Genomic DNA, 21,067 nt, shown 5'->3' on the forward strand with positions numbered 1-21,067 from the left:
AACGAACCGCCAACACACAACAGCTGGAGACAAGCGAAATGAACAGGTTTGAAGAGGCGCCGAAGGCCGCCAACTCCCGCGCGAGCGGGGCCACCGAGGCCGCGCCCTTGCGCGCCGCCGCGCCGCTCAATGGGGGCTTGCTGGAACGCTTTTTCAAGCTGAGCGAGCACAACACCACCGTGCGCACCGAAGTCATCGCAGGCCTGACGACCTTCCTGACGATGGCCTACATCATCTTCGTGAACCCCTCGATCCTCGGCGACGCCGGCATGCCCAAGGGCGCCGTCTTCGTCGCCACCTGCCTGATCGCGGCCATCGGCACGCTGATCATGGGCCTGTACGCCAACTACCCGATCGCCATGGCGCCGGGCATGGGCCTGAACGCCTACTTCGCCTATGTGGTCGTGCTCGGCATGGGCTACACGTGGCAGACCGCACTGGGCGCGGTGTTCATCTCGGGCTGCCTGTTCCTGATCGTGACGGTCACCGGGTTGCGGGAGCTGTTCATCGCGGGCATACCGCAGTCGTTGCGAACGGCGATCACCGTGGGCATCGGCATGTTCCTGGCACTGATCGCGCTCAAGAGCGCGGGCGTGGTCGCGGCCTCGCCGGCCACCTTCGTCACGCTGGGCGACCTGCACTCGGCGCCGGTGATCCTGGCGACCATCGGCTTCCTCATCATCGTGGCGCTGGACAAGCTCAAGGTGCGCGGCGCCATCCTGATCGGCATCATCACCGTGACGGTGCTGTCGTTCTTCTTCGGCGGCAACAAGTTCCATGGCGTGTTCGACGCGCCGCCGTCCATCGCGCCGACCTTCATGCAGCTGGACATCCTGAGCGCGCTCAAGGGCGGCATCCTGAACGTGGTGCTGGTGTTCTTCCTGGTCGAGATGTTCGACGCCACCGGCACGCTGATGGGCGTGGCCAAGCGCGCCGGCCTGCTGGTGCCCGGCAAGATGGAACGCATGAACAAGGCCCTGCTGGCCGACAGCGGCGCGATCTTCGCGGGCTCGCTGCTGGGCACCTCGAGCACCACGGCCTACGTGGAAAGCGCGGCCGGCGTGCAAGCCGGTGGCCGCACCGGTCTCACGGCCGTGGTGGTGGCGGTGCTGTTCCTGGCCTGCCTGATGATCTCGCCGCTGGCGGGCTCGGTGCCGGCCTACGCCACCGCCCCGGCGCTGCTCTTCGTGGGCTGCCTGATGCTGCGCGACCTGGTCGAACTCGACTGGGAAGACACCACCGAAGTCATTCCCGCCGCCGTCACGGCGCTGGCCATGCCCTTCACCTACTCGATCGCCAATGGCCTGGCCTTCGGCTTCATCACCTACGCCGTGCTCAAGCTGTGCACCGGCCGGGCACGGGAAGTGCATGCGATGGTCTGGGTGATCGCGGCGATCTTCCTGTTCAAGTTCGCCTACATCGGCGGACACTGAACGACGCGCCGCTGGGCGCCGATGGTTGCGGGGACGCTATTAAACTTATAGCTGTCCCCGCTTTGTTGCAGTTGAACGAGACAAACCCACGAAACCCGGCATGACAACCCCCAGACTCCAGCTGGCGCACATCACCAAGCGGTACCCCGCGGTGGTGGCCAACAGCGACATCTCCCTGGCCGTGGCGCCCGGTGAAATCCATGCCGTGCTCGGAGAGAACGGCGCGGGCAAATCGACCCTGATGAAGATCATCTACGGCTCGGTCAAGCCCGACGAAGGCACCGTCACCTTCGACGGCCAGACGGTCAACCTGCGCAATCCGCAGCAGGCGCGGGCGCTGGGCATCAGCATGGTGTTCCAGCACTTCAGCCTGTTCGACACGCTCACCGTGGCCGAGAACGTCTGGCTGGGCCTGGACAAGTCGCTCGCGCTGGCCGAGGTGGCCCGCAGCATCACGGCCAAGGCCGGTGAGTACGGCCTGGACATCGACCCCGCGCGCCCCGTGCACACGCTGTCGGTGGGCGAGATGCAGCGGGTGGAGATCATCCGCGCGCTGCTCACCAACCCCAAGCTGCTGATCCTCGACGAGCCGACCTCCGTGCTCACGCCGCAGGCCGTCATCCGCCTGTTCGGCGTGCTGAACAAGCTGGCCTCGGAAGGCTGCAGCATCCTCTACATCAGCCACAAGCTGCACGAGATCCAGGAACTGTGCACGGCGTGCACGGTGCTGCGCGGCGGCAAGGTCACGGGCGTGTGCAACCCGCGCAACGAGAGCACCGAGTCGCTCTCGCGCCTGATGATCGGCAGCGAGCCGCCGCCGCTGCAACACCGTCCGCTGCATGCCGGCGCGGTGGCGCTGCGCGTGCAGGGCCTGAAGCTGGCGCGCGAGGACCAGTTCGGCGTCGACCTCGACGGCATCTCGTTCGAAGTGCGCGCGGGCGAGGTCGTCGGCATCGCCGGTGTCTCGGGCAACGGCCAGAAGGAACTGCTTTACGCGCTCTCGGGCGAGGACGTGCGCGCCGAGGCCGCGATGGTCCAGGTGTTCGACAAGCCCGCCGGCCGGCTGCGCCCGCGTGCGCGGCGCGCGCTGGGCCTGCACTTCGTGCCCGAGGAGCGGCTGGGCCGCGGCGCGGTGCCCACGCTGGGCCTGGCGCACAACCTGCTGCTCACGCGCGGCGACGCGGTCGGCAAGGGCGGATGGATCCGCACCTCGGCGCTCGAGAAGCAGGCGTGCGCCATCATCGAGCGCTTCAAGGTGAAGGCCGGTGGTCCGGGCGCGGCAGCCCGCTCGCTGTCGGGCGGCAACCTGCAGAAATTCATCGTCGGTCGCGAGATCGACGCGAACCCGAAGCTCTTCATCGTCTCGCAGCCGACCTGGGGCGTGGACGTGGGCGCGGCTGCGCTCATCCATGCCGAGATCCTCGCGCTGCGCGACGCCGGCTGCGCCGTGCTCGTCATCAGCGAGGAACTCGACGAACTCTTCAACATCAGCGACCGGCTGCATGTGATCGCCAAGGGCCGGATGTCGCCTTCCATCGACCGCGCGGCGGCCACGCTGCCGCAGATCGGCGAATGGATGAGCGGCCTGTGGCACGGCAAGGAGCCGCAACAGCAGCAGAAGGAGGGCGCCCATGCTCAAGCTTGAACCCCGCCCGGAGCTGTCGCGCTTCTGGAGCTATGCATCGCCGCTGCTCGCGCTGCTGATCACCGTGCTCATCGGCGTGGCGCTGTTCGCCGCGCTCGGCAAGGACCCGATCAAGGGCCTGCAGGTGTTCTTCTACGAACCGATCAAGAGCGGCTACGCCATCGGCGAGCTGATGGTGAAGGCCACGCCGCTGCTCATCATTGCGCTCGGGTTGGCCGTGTGCTTTCGCTCCAACGTCTGGAACATCGGCGCCGAAGGGCAGTTCGTCTGCGGCGCCATCGCGGCGGGCGGCGTGGCGCTCATGGCCGACAAGACCACCGGCGGCTGGATCGTCGCGGCCATCCTGCTGGCGGGCATCGCGGGCGGCATGGTGTGGGCCGGCATCGTCGCGTTCCTGCGCGACAAGTTCAACGCCAACGAAATCCTGGTGAGCCTGATGCTGGTCTACGTGGCCACGCTGATGTTGAGCTACCTGGTCTTCGGTCCCTGGAAAGATCCGCAGGGCTACAACTTCCCGCAGACCAAGACCTTCGAGGCGGTGACGCAGATCCCGCGGCTCATGAAGGGCTCGCGCGTGTCGATCGGCCTGATCATCGCGCTGGTCGGCGCGGGCGCGTTGTGGGTGTTCCTGTTCCGCACGCGCGCGGGCTTCGCGCAGCAGGTGGGCGGGCTGGCGCCTGCGGCGGCGCGTTACGCCGGCTTCTCGGCACGCCGCGCGGTATGGATCGCGCTGCTCACCTCGGGCGGCGCGGCCGGCCTGGCGGGCGCGCTCGAAGTGGCCGGCCCCATCGGCCAGCTCACGCCGTACGTGCCCGCGGGCTACGGCTTCGCGGCCATCATCGTGGCCTTCGTCGGGCGGCTGCATCCGGTGGGCATGATCTTCTCGGCCATCCTGATGAGCATGTTCTACATCGGCGGCGAGCTCGCGCAGTCGCGCCTGGGCCTGCCCAAGTCGCTGACCGGCGTGTTCCAGGGCCTGCTGCTGTTCACGCTGCTGGCCTGCGACACGCTCATCGCCTACCGCATCCGCCGCAAGGCCGCCACGAAGGCGGCCGCGCTGACGACCAGCTCGCTGCAGGTCAGCACGCCGCTCACCGCGCCCGTGGCGCGCCCCAAAGAAGGGAGCCTCTGACCATGGAAAGCTACGCACTCCTGCTGGGCTCCACCTTGAGCGCGGGCACCGTGCTCGCGATCGCGGCGCTGGGCCTGCTGATCAACGAGAAGGCCGGTGTCGTCAATCTCGGCGCCGAGGGCATGATGCTGTGCGCCGCCATCGCGGGCTTCGCGACGGTGGTCATCACGCACAACCCGTGGCTCGGCTTCCTGGCCGGCATGGCGGCCGGCGCCTTGCTCGCCGCCTTCTTCGGCGTGCTGGTGATCTGGCTCAACACCAACCAGTACGCCACGGGGCTCGCGCTGAGCCTGTTCGGCGTCGGCTTCTCGGCCTTCGCGGGCATCAGCTTCGTGCAGGCCAAGCTGCCCGAGAGCACGCCCTTCGCCATTCCCGTGCTGGCCGACATCCCGCTGGCCGGCCCCGCGCTGTTCCGTCATCACCCGATGGTGTACGTGGCGGTGCTGCTCACCATCGGGCTCATCTGGTTCCTGTACCGCACGCGCGCGGGTCTCGTGCTGCGTTCGGTGGGCGAGTCGCCCGAGTCGGCGCATGCGCTGGGCTACCCGGTGCGGCGCATCCGCTTCATGGCGGTGATCGCGGGCGGCGCGCTGTGCGGCCTGGCGGGCGCGTACCTCTCGACCGTCTACACGCCGCTGTGGGTCGAGGGCATGGTCGCCGGCCGCGGCTGGATCGCGCTGGCGCTGACCACCTTCGCCACCTGGCGTCCGATCCGCGTGCTGCTCGGGGCCTACCTGTTCGGCGGCGTCTCGATGCTCGGTTTCCACCTGCAGAGCAGCGGCGTCGACGTGCCCTCGCAGTTCCTCAGCATGGCCCAGTACATCGCGCCGATCGTGGTGCTGGCGCTGATCTCGCGCAACCCGGCGTTCATCCGCATCAACATGCCGGCCTCGATGGGGAAACCGTTCTACCCCGGCTCATAATCGCGTTCTCGTTTTTTTGCCAACCCGTCCTTTTCTTCTGAGGATTTCGACAATGAATGATCTGAACAAGCGTTCCCTGCTCAAGCTCGCGGCCTTCACCGCGGTGGCTTCGGCGGCCCTCATCGGCTGCGGCAAGAAGGAAGAGGCGGCCGCTCCCGCTGCACCGCCGGCACCGGCGCCTGCAGCCGCTCCGGCCCCCGCGCCGGCCGCACCGCTGAACATCGCATTCGCCTATGTCGGTCCCGTGGGCGACGGCGGTTGGTCCTTCGCGCACGACAACGCCCGCAAGGCGCTGGAGAAGGAATTCGGCGACAAGATCAAGACCACCTTCGTCGAAAGCGTGCCCGAGTCGGCCGACGCCGAGCGCGTGTTCCGCGACTTCGTGGGCCAGGGCAACAAGCTGATCTTCGGCACCACCTTCGGCTACATGGAGCCCATGCTCAAGGTTGCCAACGACAGCAAGGACGTGAAGTTCGAGCATGCCACCGGCTACAAGACCGCCGAGAACATGCGCACCTACGACAGCCGCACCTACGAAGGCGCGTACATGGCCGGCGTGATCGCCGGCTCGATGACCAAGAGCAACACGCTGGGCGTGGTCGGCTCGGTGCCGATTCCTGAAGTGCTGCGCAACATCAACAGCTTCACGCTGGGCGCGCAGTCGGTCAACCCGAAGATCACAACCAAGGTCGTGTGGGTGAACGAGTGGTTCAGCCCGCCCAAGGAAACCGAAGCCGCCACCGCGCTGATCAACGGCGGCGCCGACGTGCTGTTCCAGAACACCGACTCGCCGGCCGTGCTCAAGACCGCACAGGAAAAGGGCAAGCGCGCCTTCGGCTGGGATTCCGACATGACCGCCTACGGCCCGAAGGCCCACCTGGGCTCGGCCATCATCAACTGGGCGCCGTACTACATCAAGACCACGCAGGACGCGCTGGACGGCAAGTGGAGCACCGGCCAGACCTGGTGGGGCGTGAAGGAAGGCGCGATCGACATCGTCTCGATCGCCGAAGACGTGCCCGCCGAAGCCAAGGCCAAGGTCGAGGAAGTGAAGAAGGGCCTGAAGGACGGCACCTTCTCGATCTGGAAGGGCCCGATCGTCGGCCAGGACGGCAAGGAGCTGATCGCCAAGGACGCGGTCGCCGACGACAAGTTCTTGTCGGGCGTGAACTTCTACATCAAGGGCGTGGAAGGCAAGGTGCCGGGCGGCGACAAGAAGTAATCGATCGATTCATCGCCTCGGCGATCGGCATCCAAAGGGTCGTCTGCGGACGACCCTTTTTTCATTCGGACAAGGGGTTCACCTCATGAAGCTGCAAAGGGGCATGGCTGCGGGTGCGGCACTGCTGGCGCTGTCGATCGCGCCGTTGTCGTTCGCCGCACCACCGACGTTCTCGAAAGAAGAGCAGCGTCTGCGCAAGGCCGTGGACGACGCGGAAATGTGCTTTCACTTCGCCGGCGAATTCAACGGCGACGGTTCGGCGCGCGACAAGGAAGTGGCGCGCCAGCAGCGCAAGCACTGCGGCAAGGAAAGCCAGCAACTGGTGTTGCAGGCCTACCGCAAGAACCCGCAGGATGTGCGGCTCTACCCGGCGGTGCTGAGGCTGGACGGGCTGATGCCTGGGCTCACGTTGCCCGCGGCCGAGAAGGCACGGCTCTGCGCTGTGGCGAAGACGGAGCTGGCCTGCCCCTGAGTGTGCTTACTGCGCAGCTGCCTGCAGCTGCGCCCCCATCTTCTGGTGGATGAGGTTCACCGCCTTCAGCGGACGCAGCATCACCTTGAACTCGGTGATCTTTCCGTCGGCGTTCCACTTCATCATGTCGACGCCGTTGATCGCGATGCCATCGAGTTCAAGTTCGAACTCGAGCACGGCATCGTTCGGCCCCTGGAGTTCGCGCACGTAGCGGAAGCTCTCGTTGAAGAAGACCTGGAACGCTGCGGCCAGGTACTGCTTCGTGATCGCCTTGCCGACCTGCGGGCGATGCACCACGGGAGAGAGGAAGACGGCGTCGTCGGCCAGCAGGGTGTCCAGGCCCGCCACGTCGCGTGTCTTGACGAGCCGGTGCCAGGTGGAAAGGGTGTCGATCGCCATGGGTCTCCTCGCAGGATGGATGGGAAACCCAGTCTAGCCAAGCGACGACGGGCCCGTCGTCGCGGGCGCGACGGGGCCTGACGGGAAGCCTTACGCGCCCTTCCAGCGCTTGAGCACCAGTGTGGCGTTGGTGCCGCCGAAGCCGAAGCTGTTGCTCATCACGGTGTCGACGGTGGCGTTCTCGCGCGTGGCGGTCAGGATGGGCATGTCGGCCACGTCAGGGTCGAGCGTGTCGATGTTGGCCGAGCCGGCCATGAAGTTGCCTTCCATCATCAGCAGGCAGTAGATCGCCTCGTGCACGCCGGCGGCGCCCAGCGAGTGGCCCGACAGGCTCTTGGTGGAGCTGATGGCCGGCGCCTTGTCGCCGAAGACTTCGCGCACGCCCTTCATTTCCATGACGTCGCCCACGGGTGTCGAGGTGCCGTGGGTGTTCAGGTAGTCGATGGGGGTGTCGGTGGTCGACAGGGCCATCTGCATGCAGCGCACAGCGCCTTCGCCGCTGGGCGCGACCATGTCGTAGCCGTCGGAGGTGGCGCCGTAGCCGACGATTTCCGCGTAGATTCTTGCGCCGCGCGCCAGCGCATGGTCGAGTGACTCGACCACGACCATGCCGCCGCCGCCGGCGATGACGAAGCCGTCACGCTGGGCGTCGTAGGCGCGGGAGGCCTTGTCGGGGGTGTCGTTGTACTTGGTGGACAGCGCGCCCATGGCGTCGAACAGGAACGACTGGGTCCAGTGTTCTTCCTCGCCGCCGCCGGCGAACACGATGTCCTGCTTGCCCATCTGGATCTGCTCCATGGCATTGCCGATGCAGTGCGCGCTGGTGGCGCAGGCCGAGGCGATGGAGTAGTTCAGACCCTTGATCTTGAAAGGCGTCGCCAGACAGGCGGACACGGTGCTGCTCATGGTCCGCGTCACGCGGTAGGGGCCGACGCGCTTGACGCCCTTTTCGCGCAGCAGGTCGAGCGCTTCCATCTGGTTCAGGGTCGAGGCGCCGCCGGAGCCGGCGATCAGGCCGGTGCGCGGGTTGGACACCTGCTCCTCGGTGAGGCCGGCGTCGGCGATGGCGTCCTTCATGGCCAGGTAGGCGTAGGCCGCCGCATGGCCGACGAAGCGATAGAGCTTGCGGTCGATGAGGTCTTCGAGGGGCAGGTCGATGGCGCCGGCCACCTGGCTGCGCAGGCCCATCTCGGCGTAGTCGGGCTTGAAGCGGATGCCGGGGCGGCTGGCCTTGAGGTTGGCGGAGACGGTCTCCTTGTCATTGCCCAGGCACGAAACGATGCCCAGACCCGTGATGACGACGCGACGCATGCAGGAATCCTCAGAAGTTGTCGGTGGAAGTGAACACGCCGACCCGCAGGCCCTCGGCGGTGTAGATCTGGCGGCCGTCGACGCTGACGGAGCCGTCGGCGATGGCCAGGTTCAGCTTGCCCTTGAGCACGCGCTTGATCTGGATGTTGTAGGTGACGAGCTTGGCGGTCGGCAGCACCTGGCCGGTGAACTTCACCTCGCCCGAGCCCAGGGCGCGGCCGCGGCCCGGCAGGCCCTGCCAGCCGAGGAAGAAACCGACCAGCTGCCACATGGCATCCAGGCCCAGGCAGCCCGGCATCACCGGGTCGCCCTCGAAGTGGCAGGCGAAGAACCAGAGGTCGGGCGTGATGTCCAGCTCTGCGGTCAGTTCGCCCTTGCCGTAGGTACCGCCCTCGGCGCTGATGTGGGTGATGCGGTCCACCATCAGCATGTTCGGGGCGGGCAGCTGTGCGTTGCCGGGGCCGAACAGTTCTCCGCGGCTGCAGCGCAGCAGGTCTTCGCGGGTGAAGGCGTTTTGTAGGGTCATGCGAATCGATCAAGGACGGCGCCAGGGCACGAATGCACGCTGCGCGCGGGATGGGAGGGAACACACGCCCGATGCCGGGCCTGCCGGGGTCCAAGCCTAGCGCATCCGCCGAGGCCAGAATTTGACCCACATCAGTTTGGGGAAAAGGGGCTGGCAGCGTATACGTTTTCGGAGATGGCGCCGATGGTGTCTGCCCTTATGCTGTGCGCGATCACAACGTCGCCTCCCGGGCGCTCCACCCCATGACCGATTCCAGCCGCCCCCACTTCGACCCGACCTTCGCGCAGCGCATTCCCGCCGGGCGCCTGCCCGAACTGCTGCGCGCCATGCCCAAGGCCGAGCTGCACATGCACATCGAAGGCTCGCTCGAGCCCGAGCTGATCTTCGCGCTGGCGCAGCGAAACGGCGTTTCGATCCCGTATGCCAGCGTGGAAGACCTGCGCAAGGCTTACGCCTTCACCAACCTGCAGAGCTTTCTGGACATCTACTACGCCGGCGCCAGCGTGCTGCTGAAGGAGCAGGACTTCTACGACATGGCCTGGGCCTACCTGGAGCGCGCCGCCGCCGACCACGTGGTGCACACCGAGATGTTCTTCGACCCGCAGACCCACACGGCGCGCGGCGTGTCGATGGAGACGGTGGTCACCGGCCTGCACCGCGCCTGCGTTGACGCATTGCCGAAGCTGGGCGTGAGCGCCTCGCTCATCCTGTGCTTCCTGCGCCACCTGAGCGAGGAAGAGGCCTTCGAGACGCTGGAACAGGCCCTGCCGTACCGCGACAAATTCATCGGCGTGGGGCTCGATTCGAGCGAGGTCGGCCATCCGCCCGAGAAGTTCGCGCGCGTGTTCGCGCGCTGCCGCGAGCTGGGCTTTCACCTCGTCGCGCACGCGGGCGAAGAGGGCCCGCCGGCCTATGTGTGGAGCGCGCTCGACGTGCTGAAGGTCGAGCGCGTCGACCACGGTGTGCAAAGCGCGAAGGACCCGGCACTGATGAAGCGGCTCGCGCAAGACCGCATTCCGCTCACCGTTTGCCCGCTGTCGAATCTCAAGCTGTGCGTGTTCCCCGACCTGGCGCAGCACAACCTCGGCGCGCTGCTCGACGCGGGGCTGGTCGCCACCGTCAACTCGGACGACCCGGCCTACTTCGGCGGCTACATGAACCAGAACTTCACGCAGACCTTCGCGGCGACCGGCCTCGGCGTGCAGCAGGCGTGGCAGCTTGCGGCCAACAGCTTCGAGGGCAGCTTCATCGACGCGGCGGCCAAGCGCGCCTACGTCGACCGGCTCAACGCCGTCTTCGCGACCTTCTGAGCGAGGTCGGCCGTGCAGGCGCCGGGCTGCGGTCCGGCGCTCTTGCGCGGCAGGAGCAACGGCATCGCGACCAGCGCGCAGGCACTGGCCGCCAGCCACACGACCGGCCAGCCTTGCAGTGTCAGCAGATGCGGGATCGAGAAGGGCGTGAGGAAGCACACCAGGAACACGCTGGTGTTCGCCATGCCCAGGGCGGTGCCGGCGCGCGCCGCGCCGGCCAGCGTGGCCAGCTCGGTGTAGGCCACGCCGTGCCAGGCCGACACGCACACGCCGCTCACGGCCAGCAGTGCGATCAGCGCCCCGCGCAGCGGCAGGGAGGGCGCCTCGGTGCCCGCCGCCATCACCAGCGCGGCCAGGCCCGCGAACAGCACCACGCTGAGCGCGCTGCAGGCCCGCAGGTAGGCCGGGCGGTTGCGGCGGCGGTCGGTCCAGCGGCCGCTCCACACGCGCATCACCATCGCGCCGACCTGCACGAAGACCATCGCGGCGGTGATCGTGCCCAGTCCCACCTGGCCGAAGTCGTGCAGGAACACAGTGCCGAAGGAGAGCACCGCGAACTGCGGCGCGCACAGGATGCCGATGCCGGCCACGATGCGCCACACGCGCACGTCGCGCAGCGGGCTGTGCTTCGGTGTGGCCGCTTCCGTGGACTTGGGATGCGCCGCGATGGGCGGCTCGTGCACCCAGGCCCAGCTCATGGCCGCGCTCAGCGTGCACAGCAGCGCGAGCAGGCCGTACAGCGCTGCAAAGCCGTAGTGCAGCGCCACGAAGGGCAGCACCAGCGCGCCGATGCCGCCGCCCATCGGCACGGCCGTCTGCCGGATGCTCATGGCGAGGCCGCGCTCGCTGGCGTCGAACCAGGTCATCACCGCGCGCCCGCTGGCGCCGTTCACGCTGCCGCCGAGCAAGCCGACCAGCAGCAGCCCCGCACCGAGCACGCCGAGGCCGGGCACATGGCCGGGGCCCGGCGCCGCCCACAGCGCCATTGCGACCAGCGCGATCGCTGTGCTGCCCAGCCCGGCCAGCAGCACGGGGCGGTCGCCCCAGCGGTCGGTCAGCAGGCCCCAGGGCAGCTCGCTCACGGCGATGCCCAGGCCCATGAGGCCGAGCACCAGGCCGAGCGAGGCGTTGTCGAGCTGGTAGCCGGTGCGCATGAGCACGGCGGTCATGGGAATGCCGCTGAAGGCGACCGAGAAGGCCGCGTTGGCAGCCACGCCGGCGGCGAGGACTTTCCAGCGGTGGCGGGGTGACAACACGGAGGGGGAAGTGGGCGAATGTGTCATGTTGCGGTGCAGTGTCCGCCGCTGGAAAGGTTTTGAAAATCAGAAAATAATGCGCCTATCGTCCTGAAATTCAGGACGATGAAAGAACCGACGCGAGGACCCGCAATGACCCAGGTGATGTTCGATCTCGACGTGCTGCGCACCTTTTCCACCGGCATGGCGCTCGGCAGCTATGCGCGCGCGGCCGACAAGCTGGGCCGCTCGACCTCGGCCGTGAGCGCGCAACTCAAGAAGCTGGAGTCGCAGGCCGGCACCGTGCTGTTCCGCAAGGAGGGCCGCGGCCTGGCGCTCACCGATGCCGGCGAAACGCTCTTGGCCTACGCGCACCGCATGCTGGAGCTCAACGACGAAGCCAGCGCAGCCCTGCGCGGCGCCGACCTGCAGGGCTGGGTGCGGTTGGGCCTGCAGGAGGACTTCGGCGAGACGCTGCTGCCAGCCGTGCTCGGCCGTTTTGCGCGCGCGCATCCCAAGGTGCGCATCGAGGCCTGCGTGGCGCGCAGCGGCGAGCTGCGTGAGCGGCTGGAGCTGGGCCAGCTCGACCTGGCGCTGGCATGGGACGCGGGCGACCAGCCGCTGTCGCCCCATGCCGAGCGCGTGGCGCGGATGCCGCTGCTGTGGATCGGGCCGACGGCGCCCGAGCGCGTCGATGCGCCCTGGTGGACCGAGCGCGAGCACCGCGGCACCGGCGCACGCCCGGCCAGGAGCACGGAACCGCTGCCGCTCATCATGCTCGACGCCCCGTGTCCGCTGCGAGAGATCGTCATCACCGCGCTCGACCGCGCCGGCCTGCCGTGGCGCCGCGCCTTCGGCAGCGCCAGCCTGGCGGCGCTGTGGGCCGCGACCTCGGCCGGGCTGGGCCTGACGGTGCGCACGCCGTTCGGATTGCCCTCGCACGTGCGTGTGCTCGATCGCGCGGTGCTCTCGCTGCCGGCGCTGCCGCAGATCTCGCTCGTGCTGTACCGCGCGCAGGCCCGCGCCGAGGCACCGGCGAGCCGGCTGGCCACGCTGCTGCTGGAGGCGGTGCGCCAGCATGCGCAGTTCGAGGCTGTGCAGGTCCGCTGACCGCCTGACCCCGCAGGGCGCAGGCCCTTGCCGGGGCTGCCGCCGCGATGCGTGAGAATCCGCCGCAAGAGACAAGCGCAAGCGACAAGACCCAAGCGAGACGGCATGACCACCACGCGGCACAACTCCCTGCATCTGTGGGACGACAGGTTCCTCTACATCACACCGGCGATCCAGTCGGGGCTCACGGCGCGTTCGTCGGCCACGCTGCTGGCGTCGGTCAGCGGCCATCCCTTCACGCTGGAGGCGCTCGACGGCACGCGCGTGCGCTGCACCGCCGCGCTGGTGGGCCCGCATGTGTCGCGCCGCCTCGATGTCGACGGCTGCGGGCTGCTGTCGCTGAACCTCGATCCGGCCTCCAGCGCCTACCGCATGCTCTCGCGGCACATGGGCGGTCACGGCATCCAGCCGATCGACGCACGCTGCTTCGGCCGCGTGCGCGACGACTTCGAGCCGGCACAGCACGGCGCGTTGTCCGACCGGCGCCTGCAGCTGCTGAGCTCGAAGCTGGTCACGTCGATCACCGAGAGCCCCGAGATCCAGCCCGCCATCGACCCGCGCATCGACCGCGTGCTGCAGGCCATCCGCACGCACGCGGGGCAGATTCCGCTGCGCGAGCTGTCGGCGCTGGCCTTTCTCTCGCCCGACCGGCTCACGCACCTGTTCGCGCAGCAGGTGGGTGTGTCGATCAAGCGCTATGCGCTGTGGACCAAGGTGCGCCGCACGGTGCAGCAGTTCACCGCGCGCCGCCCGCTGACCGACGTGGCGCTCGCCAGCGGCTTCACCGACGCGGCGCACATGAGCCGCACCTTCCAGCGCTACTTCGGCCTGTCGCCGTCGTTCCTGTCGAACCAGGTGCGCGTGACGGCCGACGAGCACGCCTCGCACGCGTGGGGGCGCGGGCTCGCGCACTGAGCCTTCGCCCATCTCCAGACGCCCAGACGCGAGGCCATGGGACGGCAGGACAGCGGCTGCGTTCAAGCCCCGCCGTGCCCGCGCACCTAAGCTGTGCGGTGCTCCGCCAAGAGAGCGCGCCATTCACTGGAGAGACCATGAGACCTCGGATTTCCTCGCGCGGTGCGTTGCCGCGCCTGCTCTGGCCCACGCTCGCCGCGGCGGCCGCACTGACCGCCTGCGGCGGTGGTGGAAGCAGCGGCAGCAGCGGCTTCCTGCTCCCCGGCACGCCGCCGGCCGGCAACACCTCCTACAAGGCGGAGATCCGCCGCACCGCGATGGGCGTGCCGCACATCAAGGCCGACAGCTGGTCCGGCCTGGGCTACGGCTATGGCTACGCGCAGGCGCAGGACAACCTCTGCACCATGGCCGACTCGTTCCTCACCTACCGGGGCGAGCGTTCGCAGCATTTCGGCGCCGACGCGAAGCTCGTCGCCAGCAGCACCATCGGTCTGCCGAAGAACATCGATTCCGACTTCTTCCATCGCCACGTGATCTCGCCCGATGTGCTGCAGCAGATGATCGACGCGCAGTCCGCGCACATGAAGCAGCTGGTGGCGGGCTTTGCCGCTGGCTACAACCGCTATGTGCGCGAGGTGAAGGCCGGCGGCAGCGCGCACGCGGCCTGCCGCACTGAGGCCTGGGTGAAGCCGGTGACCGCTGAAGACATCTTCCGCCGCATGTACGCGACCAACCTGGCGGGCGGCTACAGCAACTTCCTGGCGCACATCGCGAATGCGACCCCGCCGGCAGCATCAGCATCAGCACCGGCGAAGGTCTCGGCCCGCGACGACGCGCGGCGCAAGCCGCTGCAGCTCGCGGCCCGCGACATCGCGGTGCCTCTGCAGGTCGGCGGCGAGGAGGGCGTGGGCAGCAACATGATCGGCTTCGGCACCGCGGCCACCGGCGACGCGAGCCCGCTGCTGTTCGGCAACCCGCACTGGTACTGGCGCGGGCCCGACCGCTTCTACCAGGCCCAGCTCACGCTGCCGGGCCAGCTCGACGTCAGCGGCACCTCGTTCCTGGGCGTGCCGGTGATCCTGATCGGCTTCAACGACCACATCGCGTGGAGCCACACCGTCTCGACGGCCAAGCGCTTCGGCTTCTACGAACTGAAGCTGGCCTCGGGCGACCCCACCAGCTACATGCGCGACGGCCGCGCGGTGAAGATGCAGGCGAACGAGATCACCGTGCAGGTGAAGCAGGGCGACGGCAGCGTGGTGCCCGTGAAGCGCACGCTCTACAAGTCCGCGTACGGCCCGATCGTCAACCTGCAGCACCTGAGCGACAAGCTGCCGCCGTGGACCCCCACCACGGCCTACGCGATGCGCGACATCAACGACCAGAACTACCGCACCTTCCGCAACTGGCTGCGCTGGGGCCAGTCGCGCTCGCTCGACGAGCTCATCGCCATCCAGCGCGAGGAGGCGGCCATCCCGTGGGTCAACACCGTGGCCGTCGGCCGGGGCAGCGCCAAGGCCTGGTACGCCGACATCGGCGCGGTGCCCAACGTGTCCGCGGACCAGATGGCGAACTGTTCGAGCAAGAGCCCAGTCGGCGCGGCGCTGCAGGCCGTGGCGGCGCTCGCCCGCGTGCCGGTGCTCGACGGCTCGCGCAGCGCCTGCGACTGGCAGACCGATGCCGACTCGGCGCAGAAGGGCGCGCTCGGCGCCGCCCGCATGCCGAGCCTGCTGCGCGACGACTACGTGGCCAACATGAACGACAGCTACTGGCTGGCGAACCCGAAGGCGCCGCTGACCGGCTACCCGGCGATCATGGGACCGGCCGGCACCGACCCCGTGACCTTCCGCACGCGCTTGGGCCATCTGCTCGCGCAGGGGCGCCTGGACGGCACCGATCGCCATGGCGCACGGGGCGCCACGCCCGACACCGTGAAGCGCATGGTGCTCGACAGCCGCGCACTGACGCCCGAACTCTTCAAGGCACAGGCGCTGCCGCTGGTGTGCGCGAGATCCGCCATCACCGTCGCGACCGATCCGCTGACCAGCGAAGCCGTCGGCCGCGACATCGACGTCACCGCCGCCTGCAGCGCGCTGCAGGCCTGGGACGGCACCGGCGGGGCGGGTGCACGTGGCGCGCACGTGTGGGACGAGTTCTGGAGCCGCGCCTCGCGCATTCCGGCGGCCGACCTGTACGGCGTGCCCTTTGACCCGGCCGACCCGATCCGCACCCCGCGCGACCTGAAGCCCACCGCCGCCCCCGCGCTGCAACAGGCTTTCGGCGCTGCCGTGGCGCGCGTGCAGGCCAGCGGCTTCGCCGAGAACGCAGCGCGCGGCGACTACCTGTTCGCCACCCGCGGCGGCCAGAAGATCCCGCTGTACGGCGGCTGCGGCGGCCCGGGCTACTTCACCATCGCCTGCTCCGAGAACCGGCTCGACAAGGGCGGCTACACCATGGACCTCAACCCGAACGGCAACAGCTACATGCACATCGTGCGCTTCCCCTCGGGCGGCGTGGAGGCCCACACCTTCCTGGCCTTCTCGCAGTCGGACGATCCGGCCTCGCCGCACCACGCCGACTACACCCGGGCCTACAGCGCGGGGCAGTGGCTCAAGGTGCCGTTCTCCGAAGCCGAGATCAAGGCCGACGCGGCCTACCGCAGCACGGTCGTCAGCGAGTAGATCCGCGAGCAGTAGACGACGCGGCCGCGCGCTGCGCGAGCCAGTTCCATCCGGCACCTGCGGCCATGAGCACGCAGGTGCCGAGGAACACGGCGCGCATGCCGATGTGCCCGCCCACGAAGCCGCCGAGCAGCGGGCCCGCCACCTGGCCCGTGTACTGCGCCGAGGTCGAATAGCCGAGCATGTTGCCGGCCACGCGCTCGGGCACGTTGTGGCGGATCACGCTTGCGATGCAGGGCAGCAGACCGCCGAGCGACAGCCCCATGAGAAAGCGCAGCACCACCAGTTGCCAGCCCGCCGTGACGAAGGCCTGCGGCACCAGCAGCAGCGCCGACACCGCCAGGCATCCGACGATCACGTTCCAGTGCCCCACGCGGTCGGCCAGCTTGCCCAGCCGCGAGGCCGAGAGGATGCTGCCGAGCGCGGCGGCCGACATCACGAGGCCGGCCATCATCGTCACGCGCTGCGGGTCTTTGACCAGCGTGGCGACGTAGACCGTGATGATCGGTTCGATCGACATGTTGGCCAGCATCAGCAGCATGCCGGTGAAGAGCATTGCGACCAGCGGGCGCTTGTCGGGCACGGCGGCCCAGCCGGTGTCGGGGGTGCCGTCCTGCTTGATGGCGGCAGGGGCTTTTTTCTCTTCGCGGATCAGGAACGCGGTGGCGAGAAAGGCCACGAAGATCATCGCGCCCGCCGCGAAGAAGGTCGCGCGGATGCCGATGAGCGGCGGCAGTGCGCCGCCCACCAGCGGGCCCACGAGGTTGCCGGCCATGATGGCCGACGACATGGTGCCCAGCGCCCAACCCGTGCGGTCCTTCGGCGTCTGCGTGGCGACCAGCACCATCGAGCCCGAGGCATAGCCGCCCAGCAGGCCCGCAAGCAGCCGCAGGCCCACGAGCTGCCACACATTGCCGGCCATGCCGATCAGCGCCATCGCCACCGCCATGCCCAGGCTCGCGCGGATCAGCATCGGCTTGCGGCCATAGCGATCGGCCAGGCGCCCCCACAGCGGCGCCACCAGCGCAGCGCTGAAGAAGGTGGCCCCATAGGCCGCGCCCGACCACTGCACGATGGCCGCATGGTCCTTCACGCCCAGTTGTTCGACATACAGCGGCAGGAACGGCAGCAGCAGCGTCATCGCCACGATGGTGGTGAAGGAGCCGAACATGCAGACGGCAAGGTTGCGTTGCCAGTGCGCGTGGCTGGCGTGGGGGATCGGGTTCGTCATGGGGCGAATCGATTGTGTGGCGCGGCGGGCTGAAGCCGCACTGCCGATTCGCGGCGGGGCCCATCGCGATGCCCGACGGATCGCCGTCGCACTAAAATCTTCCCCCCCCCCCGCAGCCGGGCGTCCCGGCCGGCTGCGGGTTTCTTGTTCGACCGGGGCCATGTAGAGGACCACCATGTACAAAAACCTCGCGGGCCGCGCCGTTCTGGCGTGGGTGACCGCCTGTTTTTTATCCCCCGCCTTTTCACAGACCGCGCCGCCGAAGCCGCCTCCCGCCAAGGACGCGCTGAAGATCGGCTTCGTCTACGTCACGCCCGTCACCGATGCCGGCTGGGTGCGCCAGCATGAGGAAGGCCGAAAGGCCGTCGAGGCGGCGCTGGGCAGCCGCGTGAGCACGACCTTCGTCGAGAACGTGCCCGAGGGTGCCGACGCCGAGCGCGTGATCCGCGACCTCGCGCAGCAGGGCAACCAGCTGATCTTCACGCCCAGCTTCGGCTACATGGAGCCGACGATGAAGGTCGCGAAGGACTTCCCCGGCGTGAAGTTCGAGTCGATCACCGGCTACAAGACCGCGCCCAACGTCGCCACCGCCAATGCCCGCTACTACGAAGGCCGCTACCTCGCAGGCATCGCGGCCGGGCGCATGACGAAGACGAACATCGCGGGCTATGTCGCGGGCTTTCCCATTCCGGAAGTGCTGCAGGGCATCAACGCCTTCACGCTCGGCATGCGCTCGGTGAACCCCAAGGCCAAGGTGGTCGTGGTGTGGCTCAACGAGTGGTTCGATCCGCCGAAGGAGCGCGACGCGGCGATGGCGCTGTTCAACCAGAACGCCGACGTGCTCGCCTTCCACACCGGCTCCACCGCCGTGATGGCCGCCGCGCAGGAGCGCGGCAAGATGGCCGTGGCCTACCACTCCGACATGCGCAAGGTCGCGCCCGACGCGCAGATCGTCGCCGTCACGCACCAGTGGGGCGGCTACTACACGCAGCGCGCCCGCGCGGTGCTCGACGGCACCTGGAAGAGCGGCAACCTCTGGGGCGGCGTGAAGGAAGGACTGATCCGCGTCGGGGACTTCGGCACCAAGGTGCCCAAGGCCGTGCAGCAGGAGGTGCTGGCGCGCCAGCAGGACATCGAGGCGGGCAGGCTGCAGCCGTTCCGGGCGGTGGCCGCCGATGTGCGCGACAACGAGGGCCGTGTCGCGATCGCCAAGGGCGCGCAGCTGACCGACGAGCAGATCCTGAAGATGAGCTGGCTGGCCGAGGGCGTGCAGGGCCGCGTGACGCGCTGAGCCTTGTAAACAGTGGGAAGAAGAGAGCGCTGGGCGTATAGCACTCATACGCGCAGGGCAATTCCCGTCGTCCGGGGCTGGATTACCCTCCGGATCCACGATGAAAAAAGCCTACCGCGCCTCCCTCCTGCGATTCGACGCCGCCGGCCTGCCCGTTTTCGATGAAGACGGCCTGCTGGTCGTCGCCCCCGACAGCACTGGCCGCCAGCGCGTGCTCGACGCCGGCAGTCATGCCGACGTGGCCCCGCGCCATGCCGGCGCCCACACGACCCACCTGCCGGGCCGCATCCTGGCGCCGGGCTTCGTGGACATGCATGTGCATTACCCGCAGACCGACATCATCGGCGCGCCCGCCGCCGGCCTGCTGCCCTGGCTCGAGAACTACACCTTCCCGGCCGAAAGCAAGTTTGCCGACCCTGCGCATTCGCGCGAGGTGGCCGACGTGTTCTTCGACGAGCTGCTGCGCAACGGCGTGACCACCTCGCTGACCTTCGCGACCTCGCACGTCGCCTCGGTCGACGCCTTCTTCGAGAGCGCGCAGCGCCGCCAGCTGCGCATGATCACCGGCAAGGTGCTGCAGGACCGCAATTCGCCCGACGGCGTGCGCGATCAGATCGAGCAGAGCCTCGTCGACACCGAGGCGCTGATCCGCAAGTGGCACAACGTCGACCGGCTCGGCTACGCCATCACGCCGCGCTTTGCACCCACCAGCACCGACGCGCAGATGCGCGGTGCCGGCGAGCTGGCCGCGAAGTACGGCGACACCTGGATCCAGTCGCATGTGGCCGAGAACCGCGACGAGGTGAAGTGGGCGCGCGAGCTGTACCCGAAGTCGCGCTCCTACCTCGACGTGTACGCCGACTTCGGCCTGCTGCGCGAGCGTGCGGTGTACGCCCACTGCATCTACCTGGACGACACCGACCGTGCGCTCATGCACGAGACGAAGACCGCCGCCGCCGTGAGCCCCACGAGCAACCTGTTCCTGGGCAGCGGCTTCTTCGACTTCGGCGCGGCCGATCGTCTCGAACAACCGTATGGCCTGGCCAGCGACGTGGGCGGCGGCACCAGCTTCAGCCCCTTCCATACCATGCTGGCCGCGTACTACGTGGGCCGCGAAGGCCAGACCAAGACCGGCCTGAGCATCGCGCCCTCGCGGCTGTGGTGGCATCACACCGGCGGCGCAGCGCGCTCGCTGGGGCTCGACGGCGTGGTCGGCAACCTGCAGCCGGGCTGCGAGGCCGACTTCCTGGTGCTGAACCCCTCCGCCACGCCGCTGCTGGCGCGCAAGACCTCGCTGGCCAACAACCTCGAAGAGCTGCTGTTCGCGATGATCGTGCTGGGCGACGACCGGCTGGTCGAGCGCACGGTGATTTCGCAGGCGGGCTGATCTGCCCATGGGGGGAGGCGCACAGGGCGCCCATGCCACAATTCGGCCCCGATTCCCCCGCAGCAGCATCAGCGAGCGCATATGAGCATCAAGAGCGACAAATGGATCCGGCGCATGGCCGAGCAGCACGGAATGATCGAGCCCTTCGAGCCCGGTCAGGTGCGCGAGGCCGACGGCCACAAGATCATCAGCTACGGCACCTCCAGCTACGGCTACGACATCCGGTGCGCGCCTGAGTTCAAGGTCTTCACCAACATCCACAGCACGGTGGTCGATCCGAAGAACTTCGACGAGAAGAGCTTCGTCGACATGCACGGCGACCACTGCATCATCCCGCCCAACAGCTTCGCGCTGGCGCGCACCGTGGAGTACTTCCGCATCCCGCGCAACGTGCTCACGGTCTGCCTGGGCAAGAGCACCTATGCGCGCTGCGGCATCATCGTCAACGTGACCCCCTTCGAGCCCGAATGGGAAGGCTACGTGACGCTCGAATTCAGCAACACCACGCCGCTGCCCGCCAAGATCTACGCGGGCGAAGGCTGTGCGCAGGTGCTCTTCTTCGAGAGCGACGAAGTCTGCGAAACCAGCTACAAGGACCGCGGCGGCAAGTACCAGGGCCAGCGCGGCGTCACCCTGCCCAAGACCTGAGACCCCTGATACCCATGCCCTGACCGTCGGTTACGTCGCCGGCGGCCGGGGCAAGTACCATCCTGCGACATTCCGGCAAAAACTTCAGCAGAGCCGGCAAGGAGAGTGCGATGAGATGGGAAGGCAACGAACAGTCCGACAACGTCGAAGACCGCCGTGATGGCGGCGGCGGTGGAGGCGGGGGCTTCATCGGGGG

At 68.3% G+C, this 21,067-nt stretch carries 18 protein-coding genes; 13 read left to right on the forward strand and 5 right to left on the reverse strand.

All coding sequences use genetic code 11. The features are described from left to right. Positions 1–38: 38 nt before the first annotated feature. The 6 genes from D3H34_RS24820 to D3H34_RS24845 all read left to right on the forward strand — a co-directional run bounded on the left by D3H34_RS24820 (position 39) and on the right by D3H34_RS24845 (position 6,827). Positions 39–1,433, forward strand: a complete 1,395-nt coding sequence (locus D3H34_RS24820) for an NCS2 family permease (protein ID WP_119556907.1) — start codon at positions 39–41, stop codon at positions 1,431–1,433. A gap of 100 nt (positions 1,434–1,533) precedes the next feature. After that, positions 1,534–3,078 carry an ABC transporter ATP-binding protein gene (locus D3H34_RS24825; RefSeq protein WP_119556908.1) on the forward strand — a complete coding sequence of 515 codons (1,545 nt, stop codon included), beginning with the start codon at positions 1,534–1,536 and terminating at the stop codon, positions 3,076–3,078. Beyond that, on the forward strand, positions 3,065–4,210 hold the full coding sequence (locus D3H34_RS24830; protein ID WP_119556909.1) for an ABC transporter permease: 1,146 nt from the start codon (positions 3,065–3,067) through the stop codon (positions 4,208–4,210). Before D3H34_RS24825 ends, D3H34_RS24830 begins: the two co-directional genes overlap by 14 nt. 2 nt (positions 4,211–4,212) lie before the next feature. Then, the gene (locus D3H34_RS24835) at positions 4,213–5,133 is read left to right on the forward strand and encodes an ABC transporter permease (RefSeq protein WP_119556910.1); all 921 of its coding nucleotides are present in this window, start codon (positions 4,213–4,215) and stop codon (positions 5,131–5,133) included. A gap of 52 nt (positions 5,134–5,185) precedes the next feature. After that, complete coding sequence (locus D3H34_RS24840; RefSeq protein ID WP_119556911.1) at positions 5,186–6,355, forward strand: BMP family ABC transporter substrate-binding protein; 1,170 nt, start codon at positions 5,186–5,188, stop codon at positions 6,353–6,355. A gap of 85 nt (positions 6,356–6,440) precedes the next feature. Further along, a complete protein-coding gene (locus tag D3H34_RS24845; RefSeq protein ID WP_147400483.1) occupies positions 6,441–6,827 on the forward strand; it encodes a hypothetical protein in 387 nt (128 codons plus the stop codon). Between the two features lie 6 nt (positions 6,828–6,833). Here D3H34_RS24845 and D3H34_RS24850 read toward each other — a convergent pair whose 3' ends face one another. The 3 genes from D3H34_RS24850 to fabA all read right to left on the reverse strand — a co-directional run bounded on the left by D3H34_RS24850 (position 6,834) and on the right by fabA (position 9,063). After that, on the reverse strand, positions 6,834–7,226 hold the full coding sequence (locus D3H34_RS24850; protein WP_119556913.1) for a nuclear transport factor 2 family protein: 393 nt from the start codon (positions 7,224–7,226) through the stop codon (positions 6,834–6,836). 90 nt (positions 7,227–7,316) lie between these two features. Further along, positions 7,317–8,537 (reverse strand): beta-ketoacyl-ACP synthase I, encoded by a 1,221-nt coding sequence (gene fabB, locus D3H34_RS24855; RefSeq protein WP_119556914.1) that lies wholly within the window; start codon positions 8,535–8,537, stop codon positions 7,317–7,319. 10 nt (positions 8,538–8,547) lie between these two features. After that, positions 8,548–9,063 carry a 3-hydroxyacyl-[acyl-carrier-protein] dehydratase FabA gene (gene fabA / locus D3H34_RS24860; protein WP_095744206.1) on the reverse strand — a complete coding sequence of 172 codons (516 nt, stop codon included), beginning with the start codon at positions 9,061–9,063 and terminating at the stop codon, positions 8,548–8,550. Between the two features lie 242 nt (positions 9,064–9,305). Here fabA and D3H34_RS24865 point away from each other — a divergent pair, with 242 nt between their 5' ends. Further along, on the forward strand, positions 9,306–10,373 hold the full coding sequence (locus tag D3H34_RS24865) for an adenosine deaminase (protein WP_119556915.1): 1,068 nt from the start codon (positions 9,306–9,308) through the stop codon (positions 10,371–10,373). On the opposite strand, the gene D3H34_RS24870 is transcribed toward D3H34_RS24865, so the two are convergent. Then, positions 10,334–11,656 (reverse strand): MFS transporter, encoded by a 1,323-nt coding sequence (locus D3H34_RS24870; RefSeq protein ID WP_119556916.1) that lies wholly within the window; start codon positions 11,654–11,656, stop codon positions 10,334–10,336. The two genes, D3H34_RS24865 and D3H34_RS24870, sit on opposite strands and share 40 nt — an antisense overlap. Before the next feature lie 105 nt (positions 11,657–11,761). Here D3H34_RS24870 and D3H34_RS24875 point away from each other — a divergent pair, with 105 nt between their 5' ends. The 3 genes from D3H34_RS24875 (at position 11,762) to D3H34_RS24885 (ending at position 16,314) form a co-directional block, all read left to right on the forward strand. After that, positions 11,762–12,718, forward strand: coding sequence for a LysR substrate-binding domain-containing protein (locus tag D3H34_RS24875; protein WP_119556917.1), 957 nt, complete (start codon positions 11,762–11,764; stop codon positions 12,716–12,718). A 105-nt stretch (positions 12,719–12,823) separates the two neighbouring features. Next, positions 12,824–13,633 (forward strand): helix-turn-helix domain-containing protein, encoded by an 810-nt coding sequence (locus tag D3H34_RS24880; RefSeq protein WP_119556918.1) that lies wholly within the window; start codon positions 12,824–12,826, stop codon positions 13,631–13,633. 137 nt (positions 13,634–13,770) lie between these two features. After that, positions 13,771–16,314 (forward strand): penicillin acylase family protein, encoded by a 2,544-nt coding sequence (locus tag D3H34_RS24885; protein ID WP_119556919.1) that lies wholly within the window; start codon positions 13,771–13,773, stop codon positions 16,312–16,314. On the opposite strand, the gene D3H34_RS24890 is transcribed toward D3H34_RS24885, so the two are convergent. Then, the gene (locus D3H34_RS24890) at positions 16,304–17,545 is read right to left on the reverse strand and encodes an MFS transporter (RefSeq protein WP_119556920.1); all 1,242 of its coding nucleotides are present in this window, start codon (positions 17,543–17,545) and stop codon (positions 16,304–16,306) included. The genes D3H34_RS24885 and D3H34_RS24890 overlap by 11 nt on opposite strands. Positions 17,546–17,720: 175 nt before the next feature. Between D3H34_RS24890 and D3H34_RS24895 the strand changes: the two genes are divergently transcribed. From D3H34_RS24895 to dcd, 3 genes are all read left to right on the forward strand, one after another. Further along, complete coding sequence (locus D3H34_RS24895) at positions 17,721–18,836, forward strand: BMP family ABC transporter substrate-binding protein (RefSeq protein ID WP_119556921.1); 1,116 nt, start codon at positions 17,721–17,723, stop codon at positions 18,834–18,836. Between the two features lie 100 nt (positions 18,837–18,936). Beyond that, the gene (gene guaD, locus D3H34_RS24900) at positions 18,937–20,223 is read left to right on the forward strand and encodes a guanine deaminase (RefSeq protein ID WP_119556922.1); all 1,287 of its coding nucleotides are present in this window, start codon (positions 18,937–18,939) and stop codon (positions 20,221–20,223) included. 81 nt (positions 20,224–20,304) lie between these two features. Further along, positions 20,305–20,871, forward strand: coding sequence for a dCTP deaminase (gene dcd / locus D3H34_RS24905; RefSeq protein WP_119556923.1), 567 nt, complete (start codon positions 20,305–20,307; stop codon positions 20,869–20,871). Positions 20,872–21,067 lie beyond the last annotated feature (196 nt).

The sequence above is a fragment of the Acidovorax cavernicola genome (genome assembly GCF_003581445.1).